Consider the following 24,751-nt stretch of genomic DNA (forward strand, 5'->3'; position numbering starts at 1 on the left):
TATTACTCGATTGCGAACGCAATCACTAATCCTGATTTTGTTTGAACAATCAAATTAGAGCCAACCAAAATAGGTGCAGCTAAAATCTGACTACCATCGGTAGCATGTCTACCAATGAAAGAACCATCTTCTCTTGAGAGAAAATGAACGTAACCTTCAAAGTCGCCAACCGCAACGGAGCGACCGAAAGAAATAGGCGCAGATAAGTGCCGTCTAGCGAGCTTATCATTACGCCACGCGCTTGATCCGCCATCGCGGTTAAACGCATTAACTACACCAGCATTATCGGCAGCAAAGACAAAGCGCTCATCAACACTAACGCCGACTTCACTGGAAATATTTTTCAACCAGCGAGGTGAGCCTGTATTTAAATCAAAACAGCCAACACGTCCTTGATAGGATGTAGCGCAGACATCCTTACCATACACCACTGGGAAACCCGAGACATCAGCTACACGCTCGAGTTCAGTGTTACCTTTTGGTTCACCAACAACAGCCTCCCAGCGCAATCCGCCATTTTTAACGGACAGACTCGCCATGCGGCCGCCTGGCAAAGCAACCAATACCTGATCGCCATCAATAACCAATCCTGGCACTGCTCGCAAAATCAAGGATGGCAGTGGGCGCTCCACAGACCACTTCTTGCCACCATTTTGTTGATCATAGGCAGTAATTTTATTGTCATTACTACGCACAATGACCAACCCTCTCGCGATTGCGGGGGCAGACAATACCTCTGAAGATTGCTGGATTTTCCAAAGAACCTTGCCATCAGCATCAAAAGCAAGCAAATTACCTTTTTCACCAGCAACCACCACAGACCCGGAGCCAGCACCAACTCCGCCAGTTAAACCAACACCAGCATTGATTCTCCATTGAATACGGCCCGTCTGAGCATCAACTTTGATCACTGTACCATCTGCAGCAGCTGCATACAAATCATTACCGTCTGCAGCTGGTGCAAACACATACTTAGCTGAAGCTCCTACAAGAGCCGACCAGACCTGTTTAACAGAAAGCGCTTGCTTAATCTCTACCAGTGGCGCTGGTAATTTTTTTGGGTCAGGCTTCGATGCGAATGGGTTTAAAGATGCGCATCCTGACAACAAACAAAACACAGCCACCGAAATTAGTTTGGCGGAAAATTGCATGAACAACTCCTGTTATTTACCAACAACAACTGCATCAGTCACGGAACCACCAATAGCATCTAATTTAATCTGAACCAACTGGCGAGCTGGGCTTTTCTCGGACATTTTATTGATAGAAGACTGATAAGCCTTACGCGCGGCATCAATGTTTGCCTGAGCTACATAAATATCACCCTTACGATCAAATACCTGAGCCTGCAGATCATCAGGGAAATCACCCGAAAGTTGAGATAACGCAGCATCGTAATCTTTCTCATCTAAGGCAATCGCAGCCAGACGAATTTTTGCAAGTGCTTTGTAGTCGTCGCTCTTACCCGAATCGATCAACCACTGCAATTGCGACTTTGCTACTTTCAGATCATTTGCATCAAAGGCGCTTTTCGCGGCAACTAAAGCTGACATAGACGCATAAGAAGTTGAAGGAAATTTTTGCTCCAAATCATTTGCTGCACGCTGGACTTTTGCATCATCTTTGGAAACAACTGACTTTTGCATTTCCTCATACAACTGAGAGGCCTGTCCAGACTGATTATTCTGATAGTTACTCCATTGCGTCCATCCAGCATAAGCTAAAAGCGCAACAATTAGAATCCAGGTAATCAAATTACCATATTGCTTCCAAACTGCTTTAAGGGTTGCCAGTTGTTCTTGCTCTTCAAGATCGTAAGCCATGTTCTTATATGTATTTTAATGGTGAATATGAATATGATTTGGGTCATCGCAACATTCTGCTCCATCCCCAACACCGGCGATCTGATCAACCAGATAATCAACAACTGTATCGAAAGGAACGCTTTGTTGATTACTTTCTTGACTATCTGACCGCATGGATTTGATAGTGACGGCGTTTTTACTCAGCTCATCCTCGCCAATGATTACTGCGTAGGCGGCGCCACTGGCATCCGCCTTCTTCATTTGCGATTTAAAGTTGCCGACACCTGTCGCAGTTGCGCAATGTAACACAACATCCAGCCCTGCATCACGCAATCTCTCACCAATCACAAAAGCCTGCATCTGCGCTTCTGCACTCTGATGAACAAGGTAGACATCACAAAGAGACGCATCATTAACGTCGCCAGCGACTTTCATCAACTCGACCAAACGCTCGATACCCATCCCAAAGCCACATGCAGGCGTCGCTTTACCGCCAAATGTGGAGAATAAAGAATCATAACGTCCACCGCCACAAACTGTGCCTTGCGAACCTAGTTCGTCAGTAATCCATTCAAATACCGTCAAATTGTAATAATCCATACCACGAACCAAGCGTGGATTAATCGTAAATGGAATACTGTTTGTTCTCAGGATCTTCTGCACACCGTCAAAATGTGCTAACGACTCCTCACCCAAATAATCTAGGAGCTTAGGAGCCGCGTTCACCAAATCCTGCATCGCTGGATTTTTAGTATCCAAAATACGCAACGGATTCGCGTGAAGCCTGCGCTGTGCTTCTGCATCAAGCAATTCTAGGTGAGCCTCAAAATAGGAAATCAATGCAGCGCGGTGGGCATTACGTTCAACAGCATTACCAATTGAATTTAGTTCAAGACGGATATTTTGCAACCCTAGGTCGTCCCATAGGCGCTGACACAACATAATCAGTTCCGCATCAATATCCGGCCCGCTAAAGCCCAGCGCTTCTGCACCAACCTGATGGAACTGGCGATAGCGACCACGCTGAGGACGCTCATGGCGAAACATAGGACCGGTGTACCACAGGCGCTTAGGACCATCATAAACGAGATTGTGCTCAATAGCCGCGCGCACGATACCAGCCGTACCCTCAGGCCTTAGAGTTAACTTATCACCATTCATCGAATCTTCGAAAGAGTACATCTCTTTTTCGACAATATCGGTTACCTCACCGAGACCACGCGAGAACAGCGGCGTTGCTTCAACGATAGGAGTACGGATTTGCTGAAAGCCATAGCTTTTCAAGACGGACTGGACTGTATTCTCAAACAACTCCCACAAAGGAGAATCGGATGGAAGAAGGTCATTCATCCCTTTTACACCAACAATTTTTTCTATTTTTTTATTTTCCGACATGACCAGCCTAATTTAATTACCTACTACATCAACTGAACTCGTATAGCGCTTTTGGACATAATCCAATACGATAGCCTGGAATTCCTCAGCGATCTTATCACCACGCAGCGTCATTGCTTTAACCCCATCGATAAATACCGGTGCTGCAGGGGATTCCCCAGTACCAGGCAAACTAATTCCGATATTGGCATGCTTAGATTCACCTGGACCATTAACAATACAGCCCATAACAGCGACATTCATATTTTCTACGCCGGGATATTGTTTTTTCCAAACTGGCATCTGGTCGCGCAAATAAGTCTGAATATCGTCAGCTAACTCTTGAAATACCGTTGACGTTGTTCTACCACAACCTGGGCACGCTATAACCATTGGAGTGAATTTACGCAACCCCATTGTTTGTAAAATCTCCTGCCCGACAATCACCTCACGGCAACGATCACCGCCAGGTTCAGGGGTAAGCGAAATGCGGATTGTATCGCCAATACCCTCCTGCAGCAAAACACCAAGCGCAGCAGTCGAGGCAACAATACCTTTACTCCCCATCCCAGCCTCTGTTAACCCGAGATGTAATGGATAATCACAGCGAGCAGAAAGTTCCCGATAAACAGCGATCAAATCCTGCACGCCAGATACCTTACAAGATAGAATAATTTTGTCGCCAGCGAGACCCAATTCCTCAGCACGTTGCGCGTTTTCAATTGCGGACGTAATCAATGCCTGATACATCACCGATTGCGCACTCCACGGATTAGACGACTTGGCATTCTCATCCATAATACGGGCCAACAATGCCTGATCAAGGCTACCCCAGTTAACACCAATGCGTACTGGCTTATCGTAGCGACATGCCATTTCTATCATTTGTGCGAATTGAGAGTCTCGCTTCGCACCCTGCCCAACATTCCCTGGATTTATCCTGTACTTGGATAATGCCTGAGCGCAGTCCGGAAAGTCCTTCAGCAATGTATGTCCGTTATAGTGAAAATCACCGACCAACGGCACATCAACACCCATCTTATCAAGTTGCTCGCGAATTGCAGGCACAGCAGCGGCAGCTTCAGTGTTATTAACTGTAATACGAACAAGCTCAGAACCCGCACGTGCCAGCTCTTTAATTTGAATCGCTGTTCCGATTGCGTCAGCGGTGTCGGTGTTCGTCATCGACTGCACAACAACAGGAGAATTACCGCCGATCAATACCTCGCGCTTACCGTACACTACTTTTGCTATCCGGCTTGAACGCCGCGCAACAGGCCCAGAAGCGATTTCAGACAAAAATGGTTTCATGCTTACTTCACGTTTAAATTAACAACATTCGTATCTTTTGGAGGTACGATATCCATTACTGCACCACGCAGCCACGCATCGACACCATGCGCATTTCCAAGCCGGAGTTGCAGTCCCTCTTTCACTTCAAAGAACTCTTCCGAACCAGCTTTGGCGAGATGCGAAGTCACAACCTCCCCCGTTTCCTTCTTCACTTGTAACCATGAGTCCTGACGGAATTTCAAATGCAATTGATTGTTACCGGGCTTAGCAGAGGAAGTCGCAGCCGTTGCCGCGACAGCCATTGCCGCAGCTTCCAAGGACTGCACCGATTGAACGGGTTGTACCTGCTTTACTTCAACAACTGTCGATGCGGCAGACTGCGTTGCAATTATTTCTGATGTCGATGCTGCAGATCGCTCAACCACCGTTGGCGTTTGCTGAGGGGAGTCTGGCGGAAAAGCATCGTGTGAAGCATCAACCATCGATGCTACACCGAACTGCGGCAAGGACGTAGAATCTACCACCTCAGATTTAGCTTGATCAGCATGAGCAAAAATTTCTTTAAATAACTCCGACCGTTCAAAATGCTGAGCAACAACAAAAAGTAAAGCAGCAATCGCTAATAATCCAGCACCAAGCAGGTATTTTTTATTACTATCAGCTCTCCCCAAAAATGGGGACTTAGACTCCATAAATGGTGTCGCAAGCGTCGGGCGTAAATCTGCATCTAGATTAGCCTCTGCATGTTCAGCTGGAAGACGCGCAATGATAGGGGCAGGATCGATTTTCAACAATTTAGCGTAGGAACGAACAAACCCACGCACGATCACCATCTGAGGCAACTTATCGTACTCATTACCTTCAAGTGCAGTAATCTGCCTGTAAGACAGTTTAAGTTGTTCAGCGACCTGATCAATACTCAACCCTAAGGCTTGACGAGCATCTGATAGACGCGCCCCAGCAGAATCATCAGTTGCGACCAAATTAACATCATCGTTACCGGGCACCAAAGGCTCAGGCGAAAGATTAATACCCACCTCACTCATCAAAAGAACCTCTCTGCAGGAGACTATATTCAGTAGAATCTGGATAACGCTTGCGTAATTGGGCAGATAAACTATTCAACGCAGCATCATTTCCGATTTTGCGCTCAATTTTTATCGCCAACCACAATACTTCAGCAGTAAGTAAATCCTGCTGTATAACACGAGTCATATAAAATCGGGCATTAAGGTAGTCACCTCGTTGATACAATGTCCGCGCCAGATTTTTATTTAAGTCACCATTTGAAGGATCAACTTTGAATCCTTGGGTGAAATATTTTTCTGCTGCAGCATTATCTTTCATCTTCAGGCTACAAACACCAGCAGCATTGTATGCTTTCGATAATGCAGCGTAACTCTGATTTTGCAATACTTTATTGAGATACACCAGGCCTTGTTTTTCTCGCTTATTCAGACACAAAAACCAACCATAATTATTCTCAACAACCAAATCATCCGGCGCTAGTTTCAGCGCATACTGAAAGTTATCTTCAGCAGCCTGCAACTCTCCCATATCCATGAAAATGAGCGCCCTTACACTGTAAGCGTCAACCAATTCGGGAGAAATAGAAATGGCGTGCTTAACCTCATCAAGCGCCACTTTATATTGGCCTTGCTGATAGTAACCGATTGCGAGTTGCATACGGATCGATGCACGCTTTTGCGCATCCAATTTTTCAGCTGATAATTTTGAATCATCCGATGGTCCCTCCAGATGTTTTGAGGCACAGGCAGACAAAACAAACACAAGAGAAAGGAGAATCACTCTCCTCAACCAACGATTAGATCCAAAAATTTTCACTGAGTGATCTCCACGATCTTTCCAAAATTTTCGCCAAATTTTTTCTGATACTCCGCCATCTTCTGCATACGCTCCTGCACGCGGGTTCTATCTTTTACTTCACCAGCTAACTGGCCACACGCAGCATCAATATCATCACCGCGTGTTTTTCGCGTAGTCGTCACAATTCCAGCATCCAATAAAACCTGCGCAAAGGCTTTAATTCTAGGATTCGCAGATCGCTTCAATCCTGATTCAGGAAACGGATTGAATGGAATCAAATTAAATTTACAAGGAACATCTTTTACCAACTGAATCAATTCCCTTGCATGGGCATCTGTATCATTGACACCATCAAGCATGCAATATTCAAAAGTCACAAAGTCACGTGGCGCAAATTCCAGATACCGCTTGCATGCTGCCATCAATTCTGACAACGGGTGCTTCTTGTTCAAAGGAATCAAACCATCTCTCAACGTATCGTTCGACGCATGCAATGAGACCGCCAGCGCCACCGGACATTCCTGAGACAATTTATCCATCATGGGCACAACACCGCTCGTTGATAATGTCACACGACGGCGAGACAAACCGTACGCATTATCATCCAACATCAGACGCAAGGCAGTTACTGTGGGTTCAAAATTGAGTAACGGCTCACCCATACCCATCATCACCACGTTAGTAATCTGACGATCCCCCTTAGGGCCCATCGGAACACCTTTCGTACGACGCAATTCAAACTCAGCCATCCATAACTGACCGATGATCTCTGCCACGGTCAGATTACGATTAAATCCTTGCTTACCGGTAGAACAAAAGCGGCAATTTACCGCGCATCCAGCTTGGGTTGAGATACATAAGGTACCCCGATTTTCTTCAGGAATAAACACTGTCTCAACAGCATTCCCCTGTCCAACATCCACCAACCACTTACGGGTACCGTCAAGTGAAGTATGATCACTTATTACTGCGGGAGCAGTTATCACCGCTCTGGTAGCCAGTTTTTCTCGTAAAGACTTTGCGAGATCCGTCATTTCATCAAAGGTGCTTGCACCAAATTGATGTATCCAACGTTGCAATTGCTTCGCACGAAACGGCTTCTCACCCAATTCGCCACAATACGCAACGAGCTGTTCAGGATCTAAATCCAATAAATTTATGAGTGCCGTCATGTGTTTCTTTCTTACACCCCGCTTCACAACAGTGCGAAACGGGGTAACAATTACTTTAGTACTTTAAATACAACCCAGAATAAATTAACGTGAATAAACGTTCAAGGCTGGGAAGAAGTAAGCGATTTCAACTGCAGCTGTTTCAGCAGCATCAGAGCCGTGAACTGCGTTTGCATCGATAGATTCAGCGAAATCTGCACGGATTGTGCCTTTTTCTGCTTTCTTAGGATCGGTTGCACCCATCAGGTCGCGGTTTTTCAAAATCGCGCCTTCGCCTTCCAATGCTTGAACAAATACTGGACCGGAGATCATGAAGTCAACCAGATCTTTGAAGAATGGACGAGCTGCGTGAACAGCATAGAAGCCTTCAGCTTCAGCGCGGGATAATTGCGTCAAACGAGCAGCAACAACTTTCAAACCAGCAGTTTCAAAACGGCTGACAATTTGACCAATCACGTTTTTTGCAACTGCGTCAGGTTTAATAATAGATAATGTACGTTCGATAGCCATCTAAAAACTCCAATAAAAAGAAAGGGTTAAGACAAAAACTCAAGAATTCATCTAACCCTAGATTTTAGCATGAAACACTTGGCACAACATGTCTTTAAAGAAAGACATCAAAAATACCAAGAATTTTTCCGCCAAGCAATGAAATCAAATTAAGTCAAATACCGCCATTGACTCAACATGAGAGGTATGTGGAAACATATTAACGACACCTGCGTAACTTAAACGGTAACCCGCATGATGAATCAAAATGCCGGCATCACGGGCCAGTGTTGATGGACTGCAAGAAACATAGACCAGACGTTTCGGCTTCAAGTCAGGCGCAACCTGCGTCAGATCAGCCAATGCCTGACACACCGCCATTGCACCATCACGCGGTGGATCGATCAAAAAGCGATCAAATTTACCCAGTTTAACAAAATCGTCAGCAGCTACCTCAAACAAATTACGCGTACTAAAGGACGTTTTTTCAGACAATCCATTGTGAACTGCATTTTCCAGCGCACGGTCAGTCAACGTAGAGCTTCCTTCGATCCCAACCACCTCTTTTGCCATCGTAGCGATTGGCAGCGTAAAGTTACCCAGACCGCAGAATAGATCAGCAATGCGCTCATTCTTTTTCGCGCCCAGCAAACGCAGTGCTTTGGCTACCAATACACGATTAATATGATGATTCACCTGCGTGAAGTCCGTTGGCTTGAAAGGCATTTTCACCCCAAACTCTGGCAACAGGTAATGCAGATCACTCGTTGCTGGGTAATATGGTTCAGCGGTTTCCGGCCCTTTAGTTTGCAACCACCACTGAACCTGATGTTTATCAGCAAACATTTTTAGTTTAACTTCATCATCAGCACTTAACGGCGCCATGATACGCAAGACCATTGCAGTCACACTCTCACCAATCGCCAGCTCGATTTGAGGCAACTGCTCAATAATGGACAAGGAGGCAATCAGCTCACGCAAAGGCATTAACATTGCTGACACATGTGGCGGCAATATTTTGCAAGTTTCCATATTCGCGACATAACGCGACTTTTTTTCATGAAAACCAACCAGTACCACGCCTTTTTTGATCACATGACGCACCGATAAGCGCGCACGGTAACGATATCCCCAGGTTGGACCATAGATGGGACGCATCATCGTCTCAGCTTTCACCTTGCCGATATGCCATAAATTATCTTCAAGCACGCGCTGTTTCATAGCAACCTGTGCATCCGGCTCAAGATGCTGCATGGAGCAACCACCACAAGTACCAAAGAATTCACATTTTGGCTCTACGCGTTGCGATGACTTACGGTGAACTTCAGACAAAGTTGCAACTTCCCAACTCGGCTTTTTCTTGTAGGAACTAAAGGTGACGAGTTCACCTGGCAACGCGCCCTCAACAAAAACTACTTTTCCTTGAGTGCCATCTTCATTTTGCAAATGACCAACACCGCGTGCGTCCATATCAAAAGAACGTATTTCTATTTTATTCATGGGAATTTCGGCGGCAAGCGAGGTTGCGCCATCTAAAAGAAAAAATTCAAAAACGGAATTATAAAAGAATTGAAGCGTCGACCCGAGCTATTCTCGAAAAAGTGGAAACTTAATCAGATAAGCGCGTCTCTGCCGACGCCGCGCGACAAGAAAGAACGCTTCAGCTTGATCAGTGCTTCTTGCTGAATCTGGCGGACGCGCTCTCGGGTTATCCCCATTTCATCAGCCAGCGTCTCTAAAGTTGCAGGATCATCATTATCCAACCCAAACCTGCGGGTCACCACAATACGTTGCTTATCAGGCAATTTAGAAAGCCAATCCCTGACCAGCACCGTCATTTCATGATGCTCTGCACGTACATCGGGACCGTCTTCATTATCACCTGGCAACATATCCATTAAACTTGATTGCGGATCGTTATCCAACGGCGTATCCAACGACGTGGCATGCTCAGACAGGGCTAGAATATCTTGCACCTCATCAACAGGCCTATCCACTAGCAGTGCAATATCTTCTAGATTTGCGTCCCTACCATCACGACGTTGAGACTCAAGGTGATATTTTGCTCGGAGTATCTGATTCAATTCACGCACCATGTGTACAGGAAGACGGATGGTACGCGCCTGATTCATGATTGCACGCTCAATACTTTGCCTAATCCACCATGTAGCATAAGTTGAAAATCGAAAGCCACGCTCAGGTTCAAATTTATCAATTGCGTGCATTAAACCAAGATTCCCCTCTTCAATCATATCTAAGAGGGCCACACCACGATTGATATAATGCTTTGCAATAGAGACGACAAGGCGCAAATTATGCTCAATCATTTTTTGCCTGGCTTCAAAGTTACCCTGCTTGGCCAACGTAGCAAAGTGCAACTCTTCTTTTGAATCAAAGAGCGGTCGAGTACCGATTTGATTGAGATAATATTGCGTCGTATCTGTCGATAACTCTGCTGCAAGAACGTTTTTTAGCTCGTCGATAGGTGCAACAATTAACGAAACAGGATCTACTGCTTGAGCATCTCCACCATCGACATCAATATCTACAGTATCGGTGACGCCCTCAGCATCAATGCCATCATCAACACCCTCAACACCCTCCAACGATGAGGGCTCAGCATTGCCGAATGTGGGAACGTCTAACTTTTGGTTGAACGCATTTTTTTGCATAGCTCTGTCTGGTGTGAATACTCAATATGTTTAAACCCCGAAGCGCATCAACGACTATTATTCACCTACACCTACATCTACACTTACGTAACTTCATCTTACAACCATTACCAAATTATTACGAACAATTTGTAAATTCAGTTCGTCCTAAAAAATAGGATCGAGCGCAAACTAACGTGGCGGCAGATACTTCATGGGATCAACTGGCTTTCCCTGCAAACGTATTTCAAAGTGCAACTTCACAGTATCACTATCAGAGTTCCCCATCTCAGCAATTTTTTGACCTTTGGCAATTGTCTGACCTTCTTTTACAAGTATCGTCTTATTATGAGCATAAGCAGAAAGTAAGCTAGCACTGTGTTTAATGATGACCAAATTCCCATAGCCACGAATTCCGCTACCGGCGTACATAACTTTACCTGCACCTGCTGCTTGGACGTCCTGCCCTGATTTGCCGGCCAAATCCAATCCTTTGTTTTTAGCATCATCAAAGCCTGCTAGTACCTTACCATCACTTGGCCACATCCAATCCACGGTTTCTGTGTCACTCACATTCTTGTCAGCCACCTTCTCCGGCATTTTGACTGCGGTAACAGCATCGCTTTTAGCTAAAGCAGGGACACCACTATCAGACTTCTGCAGCTCTGCGAGGACACCTTCAGAATATGGGCGCTTATCCCCTTTGGGTCCGTTTTTATTGACAGATAACGTATTTGCCAATGGTTTTACTTCGATCGCCGAAGCTGGCACAACTGCCAACGTTTGCGCCCCTTGCAAAGTTTGCGTAGTACCAACATCCGGCGCAGCAACTCGTAAAACCTGGTCTACCTTGATATCGTTGGGATTTTTTAAATTATTCCATACAACAAGATCACTGTAACTCTGACCGTGATCCAGCGCGATCCGGTACAACGTATCACCACGTTTTACGACATAATTCCCTTTGGTATTTTCTGGCAACTTAGCTACGGGCTTCGCGACAGGGATCACTTTATTCCCTTCTGTTGAGACTGGCAGTGGGCCACGCTCAACAACTGGCGCTTTATTTGGTGTCGTACTACAGGCGGACAAAATCAGGCCAACACAACCAAGACCAATTAAGTTCTTTACGTCATTTATTTTTTTCATTCTCATTACAAGATCGCCAGTAAATTCTGGTCTCAATTTTTTTCCATATAAAACACGCACAATTACCTCAATATTTAGACAATACCGGGGTGCAAAGGCACAAAATGACAACTCTCAACAACCACACTCTTCCAATCGGCATCTGAAATACGCTCGATCAATTGTAAAACTTGATGCCGACCGCCTACTGGCGCAATCAATCTTCCACCTACTTTAAGTTGCGTCAGCAATGTGTGTGGTACTTCCATTCCTGCAGCAGCTAGTATGATACCGTCAAATGGTGCCGCCTGAGGCATTCCTAACATGCCATCTCCGTAATGCAAGCGGATATTACCGATACGCATAGGACGCAGGTTATTTTTAGCAAGATCATGCAGCGCTTTTATACGCTCAATTGAATACACTTCGTTCGCGATCAAAGACAACACCGCAGCCTGATATCCACAACCGGTGCCAATTTCCAGTACTTTATCTAGCTTCACCTGATTACGAAGAATTTCTAGCATCCGACCTACGATATAGGGTTGAGAAATGGTCTGATGGTGCCCAATGGGCAATGACGCATCAATATACGCTTGACTCTCAAGTCCGGAATCTAAAAATAAGTGTCTAGGCACTACCCTCATCGCTTCGAGAACAACTTGGTCTTTCACTCCCTGCTGAGCGATCCTGGCAACCATGGCACGACGTACCGCCTCAGAAACCAGAGGACTCTGGGAGGTATTAATAATGGCAGTTTTTTGCTCTTTAGCAGGACTCCATCCAGAAACCTGATGAGATCTTGCTTGCGCGCTCGCGTCACGGCCGAGATTTTGCATCGCAGTCTGCGTGGAAACACTGGCCGCAATACGATTTCTACCGACATTCTCTTTTCTTTCGACGACCGAGGATAAAGTGAGCGGAAACCGCTTCTCTTTTGGCTCTGTCATTTGAAAGTCATGTCTAGCATGCCTAATTGTTTGTGGTTGGTTAAATCTACTTGCAATGGGGTCACAGAAACATATCCTTTCGCTGTGACATCAAAGTCAGTTCCTTCCCCGCCATCGCGAACAGCACCTGGCGGTCCAATCCAGAATATTTCACGATCATGTGGATCACGCATCGAAATCACTGGTTCAGACGCATGCCGCTTCCCTAAGCGCGCTTTTCGCACCCCTTTAATCTCATTAACGGGTAGATTAGGGATATTCACATTGAGTAGAAAAGGTCTTGGCAACTCAGGAAAGCCATACCTAACCAGATCGGCAGCAAATTTTGCTGCCGCATCTAGATGATCCCATCCTTTATTAACCTGTGAGAATGCAATCGCTGGAACGCCAAATAAAAAACCTTCGGTAGCCGCAGCAACAGTGCCGGAATACAACGTATCATCCCCCATGTTCTGCCCCTGATTAATGCCTGAAACAACGAGATCGGGGGCTTCCTTCAAGATTGAAGTGAGCGCAACATGCACGCAGTCAGATGGCGTGCCATTCACAAAATAAAATCCGTTCTCTGCACGCTGGACTGACAATGGACGATCCAAGGTCAAGGCATTCGAAGCACCAGACCGATTGCTATCCGGGGCCACTACCGTCACATCAGAAAATGCAGCAAGAGCTTGCGCCAGAGCCACAATTCCGGGAGCGAGGTAACCGTCATCATTACTAATTAAGATTTTCATAATCCACATTCTAACCGAAGCACAAAAACAAATTTCTACCGATGTGACTTTTTTACGGCATAATAAAAATAAACGATCGTACTATTTTTAAAACGGAGACCAAAAAAAATGAAAGCTGCTGTATGTAAAGCATGGGGCATACCAGATACACTCGAGATCATGGAATTGCCGGATTTAGTTCCTGGAGCGGGGCAAGTTGGCATCCAGGTAAAAGCTGCAGGGGTCAACTTCCCCGATGTTTTAATCATACAAAACAAGTATCAGTTTAAACCTGAGCTTCCCTTTTCTCCGGGCAGTGAACTTTCGGGCGAGATATACGCCGTTGGCGAAGGCGTTACACACCTGAAAAAAGGCGATAGAGTCATTGCGTTCATTGGTCACGGCGCCTTTGCGCAACAAGTGATCGCGCCCGCTGCTGCCGTCATGCCAATGCCACCCGGAATGGATTTTGACACAGCAGCAGCCATCACACTGACCTATGGCACTTCACATCATGCTATCGCAGATCGTGCTCAACTTAAAGCAGGCGAAACCATGCTGGTACTTGGCGCAGCAGGAGGTGTTGGTCTAGCAGCGATCGAGATAGGTAAAGCACTAGGCGCCAGAGTTATTGCCGCCGCCTCTACTGACGAAAAACTGGAAATATGCCGCCAGCATGGCGCCGATATCTTAATTAATTACACCACAGCTGATTTGCGGGAAGCCATAAAAACAGCAACGGAAGGCAAAGGTCCTGATGTAATTTATGACCCTGTGGGTGGTATCTACGCTGAACCAGCATTTCGTTCGATTGCTTGGCGCGGTCGCTATCTCGTTGTTGGCTTCGCGAATGGAGAAATACCCAAGTTGCCACTCAATCTGACATTGCTTAAAGGTGCATCATTAGTCGGTGTTTTTTGGGGCGAATTTGCCAAGCGAGAGCCAAAACATAATTTGGAGGCAATGAGAGAGTTAATGGGCTGGCTCAATGATGGCAAAATTAAACCTCATATTTCCAAAACCTATGCGCTGAAAGAAACAGCATCCGCACTCAATGATCTGGTCGCTCGAAAAGTGACTGGAAAAATTGTTATTCACCCAGACAGATAACAAAACATCGCCTATAGAGACACCACCTAAACGAGGTGGAGTTTCTATTAAGACTTAGGGCATGGTGACAAACGCTTTGGTGCGATTGTGTCGTTTGTCAGAACGGGGCAGCGTCACCTAACCAATACTGGTTGATATCTTTAATACCCCATTTACCTGGGTCTTCGCGATTGGCAATTCTATCTTGCAAACCGGGGCCAGCGAGATCCAACAATTCTGGCACAATATACGCCATCGATTTGACCGAGAAAAATACTCTAACTTTTGGCGCTAAAAGAGACTTTCCAATTTGCTGCTCAATAACGACACCTAAGCGACCTGACTCAAGACGAACCAGCGTCCCGACTGGATAAATACCGATACTTTTAACAAAAGCCTGAAATATTTTTTCATCAAAATGCCCCTTGCTCCATTCAGCCATTTTACGAATCGACTGAGCAGGACACCAACCTTGTTTGTATGGACGATTTGACGTAATTGCATCATATACGTCACAAACAGCTCCCATTCTCGAAAGCAGACTAATCTGCTCACCCTTAAGACCCTTAGGATAACCGGTGCCATCCATCTTTTCATGATGATGCAAGCATACATCCAGCGCAACTTGACTTACGCCATCTGACGCTAGGAGCATTTTATACCCGGCTGTCGGATGCAGTTTTACAGATGCGAACTCATCATCTGTCAATTTTCCGGGCTTATTGAGAATGTCACTTGAGATCATCATTTTACCGATATCGTGCAGCAAGCCTGCGAGCCCAGCCTCGCGGGCATCCTCCTCACCCAAACCTAACTGTTTAGCAAGCGACACCATCAGCGCACATACCGCTACGGAGTGCATGTACGTGTAGTCATCTTTTGTTTTGAGTCGAGCTAACCCAATTAAGGCACCGGGATTTCGCATGACTGAATCAGCAATTTCTTCCACTATCTCTTTTGCATTCCCCACGTCAACGGCTTTTCCCATCCTAGCCTCGGAGAACATGGAAAACACGGCTTCTTTCGACTTGCTAACGATTCGCGATGCGCGCCCGAGTTCGTCGCCCATGGAGACCGGTCCTATGTCAGAAACAACGACTGTTTTCACAAACTGAACTTCAGGCTCCTCCGGTGCAAGCGGCGAACTCTCAGTAGCTTGATAGACGTCCAGCCCCTTACTGCTATCAATCCAAGCTTCCTTTATTTTTGTTTTTTGAATTTCTGCCAACTCATTTTGTTCAGTGAGAAGAAACGACTTCTTCCAAAATGGACTATCCATCCACGACCCACAAAGCTCGTGGACGTACATACCAAGTATTAGTTGTGAAATATCAATTTTTTTTAGCATAAACTACTTAGGAAATATACTGTTAGGCGACGTTACTCAAACGCTACACATGAATTATTCAGCAAAGCCGTCAACTACGCCATCAAAAACACATGCACTCTAACAATTTTTTTCTATCTCGCTCTTCAGTAATAGCTTCATCGGCCTGAAAAGCTCTTGCATTTGGCGGTTTTTAATGAAACTCAGGTTATAGGGATGTTCGGAGGAAATTTGCGGAAATAATGCAACTTCTGGAACTTTTTTTAATGATTCTGCAATCTTCCCCCACAAAATCAAAGCTGGCATGCATCCGGACACCACCGAGTGGTGGTTATGCAATGCAATACAAACATGGCGAAAAAACACCTGCCACGAACGTCCGTCTTTTACCGGAGCAACATGCTTTCTGAAAACCAACGACGCATTCAATAAAAGGAAGCCATGATCAAGCAATTTTTGCTGCATCTCAGGCAATGTCTGTAAATATTCAGATCCAGGCTCAATAGCTCTTGATGCTATATTTTCCAGCGCTGTACCAGACGTGTTTTCCTCTTCTATTTGACCATCCGCCACTAACAACATTTTAACGAAATTTCGCAGAGACGTTGCACGATTAACCCGCTTGGACAAACCACGACCATCGTTCGCCCATATTTCTTGGACTGCGCCATCCATAAAGCACACACCAGTCGCACTTTCCGCTCTGGGGTAAGGCCCCTCTCCCACCAAGATAAATCTTACCTCATCCATTGGAAGACTAAAGGCTGCAAATAAGCGACCTTCTGAGGGCAAAAATTCTTCAACACATAATTGAGAAAAATACGATGGATCCGCCTGATGCATTGCTGCCAGTCCAGTCACTATCGTATCGCACCAAGACGGATGGACGAGATCCAGCCCTCTACAGATCTCAGTAGGCAAGAAGGAAACTGCACTACTCATTTTTCAGCAACCGATCCCGTTTGTGGATTTGATGGCCCAGGAAAACCCGGCAAAACAATTGGCGCAGTCGGTACAATTGGCGGATTGGATGAGGGGGGAATTCCTTGGCTAGCACGTGGTGGAAACCCGACTGGCGCCACCGGTGACACCTGAGGTAACTCATTACTTGGATTACGAGCAGTCGTGGAAGAAATTTTAGCTATCGTATTTTCTGGCAAAGAAGCCCTGCGCATTACTCCAGACTCAGAAATCATTACGTAACCCTCATGGATTTCCTTAAGAATAATCCCTGGCGCAATTTCGGAGTTGAGTGCAACGGTCTGCGCTGGCTTTCCGTTGGCGGAGATGATGGCGAGGCTTTCTTCATTTTTCCTGGCAATAATAATACCCTTGAGATCATAGTTGGCTGCGTTGATCTGTGCTGTCTGTGTGCCACCGAATATGCCACCCCATTGACCTGAACCAGGCTCAATACGCCCCTTTAACGGAACATCGGCGACGCTACGATTCATGGGTTTAAATACACGCACTCCCCAAAAACTCAGCGACATACAAAGTAATATAAACGCCATAAAACCACATAATAAAGGTAATCGCTTCATCTTCTTCCCTGTCAGCGTACCAGCTGATTAATTTCAATAATTGGCATTAATACCGCCAGCACGATCAAAAGCACAACACCACCCATGGCTAAAATCAACACCGGCTCAAGCAAACCGGCAATCGTTAAAGCTCGGCGCTCCAGATCCTGTTCTTGTGCACTTGACGCACGTTCCAACATCGTTGGCAACTCACCAGTCACTTCGCCAGCTCTGATCATGTGTATTAGCATAGGCGGGAAATGCTTATGAGCAGCCAAGGCGCGAGCCAAGCCTACACCTTCGCGGACGCTTGCTGTCGCTTCCTCAACCTGCTCACGCATTGCGACATTGGACAAGGTTTCGCGACTGGTCTGCAATGCACGTAAAATCGGAACCCCTGAGCCGGTTGTGATCGCCAATGTACTTGCGAAACGGGCGGTATTGAGACTACGCTCAAATTTTCCGTAGACTGGCGCAGTTAACAACCATTTATGCCAGCGCATTTTCACATCGGGGTTTTTCAACGCCGAACGCCAAGCAGCGAAAGCGACAACGAAGATCAGTGCAACCAGCCAGCCGTAGCTTCGCACAAAATCGGAAATCGCCAGCATCATGACCGTCAAAAAAGGTAATTTCTGTTTCGTGTTCGCGAACACAGAAACAATTTGCGGCACAACATAAGTCAGAAGAAAAATCACAATCGCAAATGCCACTACCGTGACAATGGCAGGATAAGTGAAAGCTAGCTTCACCTTCTGCACCAATGCATTCCGACGTTCGATGTAATCAGCCAAGCGAGATAAAACACGAGAAAGATGACCAATTTGCTCGCCTGACGCAACAAGCGCACAGTAAATCTCAGCAAAATCATTCGGATGCTGCTTTAATGCATCAGATAATGCCGCACCAGCAATAACCTCCGACCTGATCGAGGCGATAATATCGCGAATAAAAGTCCGCTCAGATTGTTCTAATAGTGCAGACAAAGACTGCTCCAACGGCAACCCTGCCTCTAGCAAACTTGCGAGCTGACGCGTGAATAATGCCAGTTCCACACTAGACAATCGTTCTGCGAACAGAGGTCGTTTTTTTCCACCATCCGCATCATACTGGTTACGGATAGATTCAACACTCAGCGGCACAAGTCCTTGTGAACGCAATTCACTACGAGCCGCTCGCGCACTATCTGCGTTGAGTACGCCTTTACTGCTTACACCCTCGGCGCTAATCGCCTCATATCGAAATGCTGGCACGGCTTTATTCCTTAGTTACGCGCAAAACTTCTTCTTGCGTCGTGACACCGCTTCTGATCCAACGATCTCCATCTTCTCGCATGGTGAACATTCCATTTTTTTGCGCCGCAATACGAATATCAGCTTCAGAAGAATGCTGGTGAATCTGCGCCCGAATTTCATCGGTTGTCTGCAACAACTCATATACGCCAAGTCGTCCCTGATATCCCGTATGTCCACAATGTTCGCATCCAACAGCATGCCAACGCCCTGCCTCTTGCACGCGGCAATGTGTGCACAACTTGCGCACTAAGCGCTGCGCAACTACACCTAGCAATGAAGAAGACAACAGGAATGGCTCAATCCCCATATCAAGCAGACGCGTGACGGCGGCGGCTGAATCATTGGTATGCAACGTCGCGAGAACCAAATGACCCGTTAACGAAGCCTGTACCGCAATTTGTGCGGTTTCCAGATCACGAATTTCACCGATCATAATGACATCCGGATCTTGACGCAAAATCGCACGCAATGCTTTAGCAAACGTCATATCTATCCGTGCGTTCACCTGAGTCTGCCCAATGCCGGCAAGCTCATATTCAATCGGATCTTCAACCGTCAGAATATTAGTGGTGCCTGCGTTCAATCTGGACAACGCAGCGTATAGCGTAGTGGTTTTGCCTGAGCCAGTTGGGCCAGTCACCAGCACAATACCGTGCGGCTGTGAAATGAGCTTATCAAAACTATGCAGCACATCGTCACTCATTCCTAGGTTACTCAGATTCAGATGTCCCGCCTCTTTATCGAGCAACCTGAGTACAGCCCGCTCTCCATGCCCAGTAGGTAATGTAGATACACGCACATCCACGGGCTTTCCACCAATACGCAATGTAATGCGGCCATCTTGTGGCAGACGTTTTTCTGCAATATCAAGCTGGGACATGATCTTGATACGCGAGATTAACGATGCATGAATCGCCTTCCGTGGTCTCACCACATCTCGCAATGCACCATCAACGCGAAAACGCACCACTGAAATTTGTTCAAATGGCTCAATATGAATATCCGATGCACCATCACGCAATGCCTGCGTCAAGAGTGCGTTAATCATCCGAATCACAGGAGCATCATCTGCAGACTCTAGTAAATCTTCTATCGCTGGCATATCCATCAATAGTTTTGCCAGATCAAGATCAGATTCAACTTCCCCAACAACATCAGCCGCATCGCCGCCTGAGCCAGCATAAGCCTTGGCAATCAATTCATCGAGCGCATCTGGTGAAATGACATTAAGTTTAATTTTTCCAAATTTTCGACCAACTTCAGCTATTGCAGAAGGTGTCGTTTTTTGAGATACAGATATTTCCACTGGTGCACCAGGAATCGAGGTATCCCGACTCGCAAGCACCAGAAAGTCACGCGCAAACCCATAAGGTAACAAGCGGTTTTCTAACATAACTTACTTACCTTCAACAGGAACTGTCTTGGATGCTGGAGCAGAAATTGTCATCGGTGTCGTCATCAACTTGCCCTTTTCCATTTCAGGCAACAACGCAGCGGCACTACCACCTTTTGGAACTGGCATTTGCGTCCTCATGTAATCGTAACGATCAACTGAAACGTTGTTACTATCCAATGCAGTACGAATCACCGTTGGACGCAAAAATACCATCAAGTTCGTCTTATTTCTTGTGGCAGTCTGGTACTTAAACAAGTTGCCGATAATTGGAATATCAGCGAGACCTGTGACTTTCTCTGTCGTATCAGCAACTGTGTCAGAAATTAATCCGCCGAGCGCTAAGATTTCGCCATCTTCGACAAGGACATTCGTAGAAATAGATCGTTGCGTTGTGGTCGGTCCAGAAGAGTTCGTCGCAGAGCTTGCAACCACAGCCGAACTCTCTTGGTAGATGGCAAGTTTTACTGTACCCCCCTCTGAAATCTGCGGCTTAATGGTTAATTTCAAACCAACGTCTTTGCGTTCGATGGTTTGGAACGGATTAACACCAGCGGTACTTGTCGACGCGGATGTTGCGTACGAACCAGTAATAAACGGTACGTTCTGACCAACAACAATTTTCGCTTCTTCGTTGTCGAGGGTGACCAGATTCGGCATCGACAAAATATTTGTTCCGTTGCCGCTATCTACCAGATGTGCCAATGCACCTAATCCGAGTTTTCCACCAATTTGTTTAAACACGCCGATGGAGAGGCCATTACTTGGCAAGCTCGTTGAACTCGTAGCGAGCGTGGCCAAATTATTAGCGCCGGAAGAGAAAATGGTACCCCCGCCAATTCGGTAATCACTATTTGAGTTGCCTGACAAACCAGCCCACTGCACACCAAAATCATTTTCTTTATCAGCATTTACTTCAATAATTAATGCCTCAATATAGACCTGAGCACGACGTGCATCCAATTGGTCAATAACGGTCCTTAAATTTTTATATACAGCTTCACTTGCAGTAATAATCAGCGTGTTAGTTGCCGCGTCAGCCTGAATAAAGCCAGCCGCACCACCACCAGAACTACTTGTTTTCGCATTCGCGCCCGATGAGGACGTATTACCTCCTAAAGCGGAACTATTTGAGCCAATGCTAAACCCATTCTGAGAAGAACCATTTGCAGTAGAACCTGTCGTCGAGCTTGTGTTAGACAATCCACTACTGGCGGGCTGCTCAGAAGTATCTCCATTGACGATGGATCGCAGCGTCTGCGCCAACTTTACCGCCTCAGCGTTACGTAGATACACGACATGTACGTTTCCAGGTAAGCTTGTTTGTTGATCAAGTTTTGAAATCAACGATTTGATCAAATTTGCACGCGCCTGCGATGGGGCTCGCAACAGCAATGAGTTTGTCCGCGGGTCAGCCATAAGAACGGCGTGACCAGCATCGTTTGCGCCAGCAACGTTATTTTCGGTGAGTTTAATGACCATCGCAGCAATGTCTGATGCCATCGCATATTTCAGAGGTATGACATCTAGATCGACATTCGCTGGAACGTCAAGACCCGCAATGATTTTATCCAGACGTTTTAAATTATCTGCGTAATCAGTAATGACTACCGAATTATTACCAGGGTTCGCATTGATCGTATTATTCGGCGAAATCAACGGACGTAAAACCGTCACAATATTCGCCGCAGACTCATAATTTAAGCGATATATCTGCGTCGCAACCTGATCGCCTTTGACTGTTTCGCCTTTATCATTTTGCAGCGTCTTGGTCGGGCCTGGTTGTAATTTTGCATCGGCCTCTGGCACAACTTTGTAATAACCATCGGCAGAAACAACCGCATAGCCCTGCAAGCGCAGCGTGGATGTCAGCAGCTTGAATGCCTGCTCTTTTGTAAGAGGCTTTTCAGAGACAAGATTCACCTGCCCCTTTACCCTTGGGTCGATAATAAATGTTGTCCCAGTATAATGTCCAATTGCCTTCACTACAGATTCAATATCCGCACCGACAAAGTTTAAATCAGCTGTATTTTTATCTGGTGATTGCGCCACCGCGACGTTACTGATAAAACAGCCGGTACTCAACATGACCGCCCCTGCGATGACGGAAAAGTAAAACCTTGGTTTGCCTAAGGAATTGCGGATCATAGCTGCCCTGCTTTTTAATGGAAATGTTTTCATTTGAACTCTAACGCGATTACATCCTTATCGCCATCTTTACGGCGTTGCCCTAGCAAATTCAACAAATTTGCCAACTTTGTTTCTTGCCCCTCTTGTGCCCATGCTTTTCCAGAAAACTGGAAACGTCCACTATTCAATGCCCCCGTCCCACTCAACATCATTGGTCCCGTTTGAGTAATGAGGTTGACATCAGCGCTTGTACCATGCAAATCGAACGACATCTTATAACTTCCCAACGGACGAACAGGAGAAAGGCGCGAAGCCATTTCCGCCAAGTCTAACTGCAATTGCCCTTGCGCACTCAATAAAGTACCTTCACGAGTGAACTGCAAGTTATTCCATGATAAATGTAAATTACCGGATGGCCCAATCGTGTTTAATGGCGCCCCCAAACCTTCCAGACGCTCTGTTGGCAAAACAATGGAAGCGGGACTCACATGCCACTCAGAAAAATTACCTGAGACCTTAAGGGGAGCAGACAACGATTCACTATTCTGCAATTCAAGATCTATCTGCGTCAACAAAATCAATGGCGAAATTTCCCAAGAGAAACGACCAGGAAACAACGGCGTCACGGGATCATTAGCAGTTGCAGCCACACCGACAAACGCTGACCCGCTCCAGAACGAACCTTGCACATCCCCCAAACACAAACGACCATGAGTCTGACGCTCTATTAAAACGCCCATCCAACTTGCTGGCAGTAAAAAAAGTATCGTCAATATCAGGCTCAGTATCGCGGTACCTATCCATAATAATTTCCGAGAAAACCCCTCCAGCAACATATTAAAGCCCGCCACGTTGCTGCTTCAGCATTAACGTCACAGAAACCTGCCCATTTTCAGGCAATGCAACCAGACGCGCCTCTTCTACTGTAAGGCGAGAAGCCCGCTGAGACTCGAGCAGCCAATCCATGATATTTGAATAAGCGACTGTCTGAATCTGAATTCTCACGATATCATCCGTGACACTCAGGCTTTGGGACTTGATCCCTCGTGCTGATAAACTTGTCTCTATTGATTCTTTCGTGACAGGATCGATAATTTGATTAAGACTTGAAGCAAGTCTAGCCTGCTGGCTACTCAATGCGGAAATCTCCGCAACCTGTTGGTGCAATTCAGGAATCTGTTTCTCTAATTTTGCTCGCCCAGAGATGGCTGGATCGAGAAAAATAATGTAAAGCAGAGCAGCAATAACCACTAGCGTCGCAGAAACGAGCATTTTCTTCTCGCGCGTGTCACGCTCATTCCAAAACAATCCAAATTGCTGCATTAATTGTTGTTTCATCACTTCACCTCTGATTGCGTAATGTGAAGAACACCATCGGATGTCGTCGTTAAGCGCAATGATCGCTCCGATAATGCCAACTTGAGTTGATCCATCGGAATGGTACTTAATGACTTCACTCTCACCTCTAATCCGTGATCTTTATAATCGACCGACATGACTGACGCAGCTCTACCAACAACAACTCGATCCCATACCTGAGCAAACTCAGACGCCAAAACCACAAAGTCATCAGGAGCAAACTGTCCCGCCATTTTTTTCGTCAAATTAACTTTTTGCCTCATCTGCGCCAACGGATTAAGGATGGTAGTTTCTTTTGGGAAACTAGTCTTATAAGTCGCCACCAAGACATCGTTAAGGCTCTTAGCTGTTCTTTTCAAATTAAACCATTCGAGATTTAATGCAATGATATTGACTAGTAAAATCATCGCAACAAGACGCAAAGGCCAACGCCATAAGTTCCAGTCAATCGCAGGCTTATGAATTGCTGAAACTTCCGACATCAGATCCGGGGTTTGCGCATTCACACCACCGATTCTTTCAAGCCACGAAAGTGGCAGAATCGTAATTTCAACGTCTTTCTTTTGCGCGCTGATCAACGCCTCATAACGATCCTTCTCATTATTGGCGACGTATAAAACAATTTGTTTTTCGGGCGCGAGTAAAGTGATCGTACGGATAACATCCTCATGATCTGCCGATGCAAGATCAAACCCAAGCCCCTGAGATACTCCTTGCCTCAGTGTCAGGCTGGCGCACTCATCGCGATTCTCAACAATGGCGGATACATGTTCATTGTCAACGGTCATCTGCAATGCGAGTTGCGCTGGATAGGCGGCTATTTTTCTAACCGGCCAATCCTTCACGATCACCGCAAGTTGCTCCACCCATTCACGATCAGCAACGGCAACAGTTGACTCCCCCCCAACAACCGGACTTGCCACCAGCACTACGCTTGATGGATCACCAGTAATTTGCTCTTCGAGTAAATTGGGTAAAGCGGCCTTGAATTTAGAAGGCGACATTGGGGGTACTTTTGTTGTTAGCAAGCTCACATCACTGGCTGCTATAAGCAGACTCAGCTGTCGTACGTCGATCGCTAACTTTTTCAAATCGGCAAGTGTCCTTTCCCCCTGCTCAAGCAATTGCCCCTCAATAGAAAACAACGCAAAAGGCAGTGCTTCCGATACCCAGTCCGGTTTCGTGTGAATCATTCCCCTTGCGGGCATAGAAATAAAAAGTGTGCTTGCCATT

The 24,751-nt window shown here is 46.1% G+C and carries 23 protein-coding genes; 1 reads left to right on the forward strand and 22 read right to left on the reverse strand.

What is annotated here, in order from left to right:
- Window positions 1–2: 2 nt before the first annotated feature.
- From bamB to surE, 13 genes are all read right to left on the reverse strand, one after another.
- Window positions 3–1,151, reverse strand: coding sequence for an outer membrane protein assembly factor BamB (gene bamB / locus ACO0KV_RS00070; protein WP_423038656.1), 1,149 nt, complete (start codon window positions 1,149–1,151; stop codon window positions 3–5).
- Between the two features lie 12 nt (window positions 1,152–1,163).
- Window positions 1,164–1,823, reverse strand: coding sequence for a YfgM family protein (locus ACO0KV_RS00075; protein ID WP_423038658.1), 660 nt, complete (start codon window positions 1,821–1,823; stop codon window positions 1,164–1,166).
- Between the two features lie 15 nt (window positions 1,824–1,838).
- Entirely contained in the window at window positions 1,839–3,200 is a 1,362-nt protein-coding gene (hisS, locus tag ACO0KV_RS00080; protein WP_423038660.1) for a histidine--tRNA ligase, read from the reverse strand.
- Between the two features lie 12 nt (window positions 3,201–3,212).
- Window positions 3,213–4,490 carry a flavodoxin-dependent (E)-4-hydroxy-3-methylbut-2-enyl-diphosphate synthase gene (gene ispG / locus ACO0KV_RS00085; RefSeq protein WP_423038662.1) on the reverse strand — a complete coding sequence of 426 codons (1,278 nt, stop codon included), beginning with the start codon at window positions 4,488–4,490 and terminating at the stop codon, window positions 3,213–3,215.
- Between the two features lie 2 nt (window positions 4,491–4,492).
- Window positions 4,493–5,509, reverse strand: coding sequence for a helix-turn-helix domain-containing protein (locus ACO0KV_RS00090; RefSeq protein ID WP_423038664.1), 1,017 nt, complete (start codon window positions 5,507–5,509; stop codon window positions 4,493–4,495).
- A gap of 1 nt (window position 5,510) precedes the next feature.
- A complete protein-coding gene (gene pilW, locus ACO0KV_RS00095) occupies window positions 5,511–6,317 on the reverse strand; it encodes a type IV pilus biogenesis/stability protein PilW (protein ID WP_423038666.1) in 807 nt (268 codons plus the stop codon).
- Window positions 6,314–7,471 carry a 23S rRNA (adenine(2503)-C(2))-methyltransferase RlmN gene (gene rlmN / locus ACO0KV_RS00100; protein WP_423038668.1) on the reverse strand — a complete coding sequence of 386 codons (1,158 nt, stop codon included), beginning with the start codon at window positions 7,469–7,471 and terminating at the stop codon, window positions 6,314–6,316. The genes pilW and rlmN overlap by 4 nt, the downstream gene beginning before the upstream one ends.
- A gap of 84 nt (window positions 7,472–7,555) precedes the next feature.
- Window positions 7,556–7,981, reverse strand: coding sequence for a nucleoside-diphosphate kinase (gene ndk / locus ACO0KV_RS00105; RefSeq protein WP_423038670.1), 426 nt, complete (start codon window positions 7,979–7,981; stop codon window positions 7,556–7,558).
- 144 nt (window positions 7,982–8,125) lie between these two features.
- Window positions 8,126–9,460: a 23S rRNA (uracil(1939)-C(5))-methyltransferase RlmD gene (rlmD, locus tag ACO0KV_RS00110; RefSeq protein ID WP_423038672.1), complete on the reverse strand. Its 1,335-nt coding sequence runs from the start codon at window positions 9,458–9,460 to the stop codon at window positions 8,126–8,128.
- Window positions 9,461–9,573: 113 nt separating this feature from the next.
- Complete coding sequence (rpoS, locus tag ACO0KV_RS00115) at window positions 9,574–10,632, reverse strand: RNA polymerase sigma factor RpoS (RefSeq protein WP_423038674.1); 1,059 nt, start codon at window positions 10,630–10,632, stop codon at window positions 9,574–9,576.
- Window positions 10,633–10,803: 171 nt separating this feature from the next.
- Window positions 10,804–11,760, reverse strand: a complete 957-nt coding sequence (locus tag ACO0KV_RS00120) for a peptidoglycan DD-metalloendopeptidase family protein (RefSeq protein WP_423038676.1) — start codon at window positions 11,758–11,760, stop codon at window positions 10,804–10,806.
- Between the two features lie 74 nt (window positions 11,761–11,834).
- Window positions 11,835–12,689 carry a protein-L-isoaspartate(D-aspartate) O-methyltransferase gene (locus tag ACO0KV_RS00125; RefSeq protein WP_423038678.1) on the reverse strand — a complete coding sequence of 285 codons (855 nt, stop codon included), beginning with the start codon at window positions 12,687–12,689 and terminating at the stop codon, window positions 11,835–11,837.
- On the reverse strand, window positions 12,686–13,423 hold the full coding sequence (surE, locus tag ACO0KV_RS00130) for a 5'/3'-nucleotidase SurE (protein ID WP_423038680.1): 738 nt from the start codon (window positions 13,421–13,423) through the stop codon (window positions 12,686–12,688). The genes ACO0KV_RS00125 and surE overlap by 4 nt, the downstream gene beginning before the upstream one ends.
- Window positions 13,424–13,531: 108 nt before the next feature.
- Here surE and ACO0KV_RS00135 point away from each other — a divergent pair, with 108 nt between their 5' ends.
- On the forward strand, window positions 13,532–14,512 hold the full coding sequence (locus ACO0KV_RS00135) for an NADPH:quinone oxidoreductase family protein (RefSeq protein WP_423038682.1): 981 nt from the start codon (window positions 13,532–13,534) through the stop codon (window positions 14,510–14,512).
- Between the two features lie 97 nt (window positions 14,513–14,609).
- Here the strand turns inward: ACO0KV_RS00135 and ACO0KV_RS00140 are convergent, their stop codons facing one another.
- From ACO0KV_RS00140 to gspL, 9 genes are all read right to left on the reverse strand, one after another.
- On the reverse strand, window positions 14,610–15,839 hold the full coding sequence (locus ACO0KV_RS00140) for an HD-GYP domain-containing protein (protein WP_423038684.1): 1,230 nt from the start codon (window positions 15,837–15,839) through the stop codon (window positions 14,610–14,612).
- A gap of 99 nt (window positions 15,840–15,938) precedes the next feature.
- Window positions 15,939–16,760 (reverse strand): uracil-DNA glycosylase, encoded by an 822-nt coding sequence (locus ACO0KV_RS00145; RefSeq protein ID WP_423038686.1) that lies wholly within the window; start codon window positions 16,758–16,760, stop codon window positions 15,939–15,941.
- Window positions 16,757–17,362: a type II secretion system protein N gene (locus ACO0KV_RS00150; protein WP_423038688.1), complete on the reverse strand. Its 606-nt coding sequence runs from the start codon at window positions 17,360–17,362 to the stop codon at window positions 16,757–16,759. The genes ACO0KV_RS00145 and ACO0KV_RS00150 overlap by 4 nt, the downstream gene beginning before the upstream one ends.
- A gap of 11 nt (window positions 17,363–17,373) precedes the next feature.
- Window positions 17,374–18,594, reverse strand: coding sequence for a type II secretion system inner membrane protein GspF (gene gspF / locus ACO0KV_RS00155; protein WP_423038690.1), 1,221 nt, complete (start codon window positions 18,592–18,594; stop codon window positions 17,374–17,376).
- A 4-nt stretch (window positions 18,595–18,598) separates the two neighbouring features.
- Entirely contained in the window at window positions 18,599–20,029 is a 1,431-nt protein-coding gene (gene gspE / locus ACO0KV_RS00160) for a type II secretion system ATPase GspE (RefSeq protein WP_423038692.1), read from the reverse strand.
- Window positions 20,030–20,032: 3 nt separating this feature from the next.
- Window positions 20,033–22,210, reverse strand: coding sequence for a type II secretion system secretin GspD (gene gspD, locus ACO0KV_RS00165; protein WP_423038694.1), 2,178 nt, complete (start codon window positions 22,208–22,210; stop codon window positions 20,033–20,035).
- Window positions 22,207–23,010, reverse strand: coding sequence for a type II secretion system protein N (locus ACO0KV_RS00170; RefSeq protein ID WP_423038696.1), 804 nt, complete (start codon window positions 23,008–23,010; stop codon window positions 22,207–22,209). The genes gspD and ACO0KV_RS00170 overlap by 4 nt, the downstream gene beginning before the upstream one ends.
- Complete coding sequence (gene gspM / locus ACO0KV_RS00175) at window positions 22,997–23,497, reverse strand: type II secretion system protein GspM (RefSeq protein ID WP_423038698.1); 501 nt, start codon at window positions 23,495–23,497, stop codon at window positions 22,997–22,999. Before gspM ends, ACO0KV_RS00170 begins: the two co-directional genes overlap by 14 nt.
- On the reverse strand, window positions 23,497–24,750 hold the full coding sequence (gene gspL, locus ACO0KV_RS00180) for a type II secretion system protein GspL (RefSeq protein ID WP_423038700.1): 1,254 nt from the start codon (window positions 24,748–24,750) through the stop codon (window positions 23,497–23,499). Before gspL ends, gspM begins: the two co-directional genes overlap by 1 nt.
- Window position 24,751 lies beyond the last annotated feature (1 nt).

The organism is Undibacterium sp. RuRC25W, from assembly GCF_049339825.1.
In the GTDB taxonomy this organism is placed as follows: domain Bacteria; phylum Pseudomonadota; class Gammaproteobacteria; order Burkholderiales; family Burkholderiaceae_D; genus Undibacterium.

What these genes read in the sequence shown, in the direction of transcription:
- bamB (WP_423038656.1), bottom strand. Translation starts at nt 1,151, where the DNA reads ATGCAATTTTCCGCCAAACTAATTTCGGTGGCTGTGTTTTGTTTGTTG.
- ACO0KV_RS00075 (WP_423038658.1), bottom strand. Translation starts at nt 1,823, where the DNA reads ATGGCTTACGATCTTGAAGAGCAAGAACAACTGGCAACCCTTAAAGCA.
- hisS (WP_423038660.1), bottom strand. Translation starts at nt 3,200, where the DNA reads ATGTCGGAAAATAAAAAAATAGAAAAAATTGTTGGTGTAAAAGGGATG.
- ispG (WP_423038662.1), bottom strand. Translation starts at nt 4,490, where the DNA reads ATGAAACCATTTTTGTCTGAAATCGCTTCTGGGCCTGTTGCGCGGCGT.
- rlmN (WP_423038668.1), bottom strand. Translation starts at nt 7,471, where the DNA reads ATGACGGCACTCATAAATTTATTGGATTTAGATCCTGAACAGCTCGTT.
- ndk (WP_423038670.1), bottom strand. Translation starts at nt 7,981, where the DNA reads ATGGCTATCGAACGTACATTATCTATTATTAAACCTGACGCAGTTGCA.
- rlmD (WP_423038672.1), bottom strand. Translation starts at nt 9,460, where the DNA reads ATGAATAAAATAGAAATACGTTCTTTTGATATGGACGCACGCGGTGTT.
- rpoS (WP_423038674.1), bottom strand. Translation starts at nt 10,632, where the DNA reads ATGCAAAAAAATGCGTTCAACCAAAAGTTAGACGTTCCCACATTCGGC.
- ACO0KV_RS00120 (WP_423038676.1), bottom strand. Translation starts at nt 11,760, where the DNA reads ATGAAAAAAATAAATGACGTAAAGAACTTAATTGGTCTTGGTTGTGTT.
- ACO0KV_RS00125 (WP_423038678.1), bottom strand. Translation starts at nt 12,689, where the DNA reads ATGACAGAGCCAAAAGAGAAGCGGTTTCCGCTCACTTTATCCTCGGTC.
- surE (WP_423038680.1), bottom strand. Translation starts at nt 13,423, where the DNA reads ATGAAAATCTTAATTAGTAATGATGACGGTTACCTCGCTCCCGGAATT.
- ACO0KV_RS00135 (WP_423038682.1), top strand. Translation starts at nt 13,532, where the DNA reads ATGAAAGCTGCTGTATGTAAAGCATGGGGCATACCAGATACACTCGAG.
- ACO0KV_RS00140 (WP_423038684.1), bottom strand. Translation starts at nt 15,839, where the DNA reads ATGCTAAAAAAAATTGATATTTCACAACTAATACTTGGTATGTACGTC.
- ACO0KV_RS00145 (WP_423038686.1), bottom strand. Translation starts at nt 16,760, where the DNA reads ATGAGTAGTGCAGTTTCCTTCTTGCCTACTGAGATCTGTAGAGGGCTG.
- ACO0KV_RS00150 (WP_423038688.1), bottom strand. Translation starts at nt 17,362, where the DNA reads ATGAAGCGATTACCTTTATTATGTGGTTTTATGGCGTTTATATTACTT.
- gspE (WP_423038692.1), bottom strand. Translation starts at nt 20,029, where the DNA reads ATGTTAGAAAACCGCTTGTTACCTTATGGGTTTGCGCGTGACTTTCTG.
- gspD (WP_423038694.1), bottom strand. Translation starts at nt 22,210, where the DNA reads ATGAAAACATTTCCATTAAAAAGCAGGGCAGCTATGATCCGCAATTCC.
- gspM (WP_423038698.1), bottom strand. Translation starts at nt 23,497, where the DNA reads ATGAAACAACAATTAATGCAGCAATTTGGATTGTTTTGGAATGAGCGT.
- gspL (WP_423038700.1), bottom strand. Translation starts at nt 24,750, where the DNA reads ATGGCAAGCACACTTTTTATTTCTATGCCCGCAAGGGGAATGATTCAC.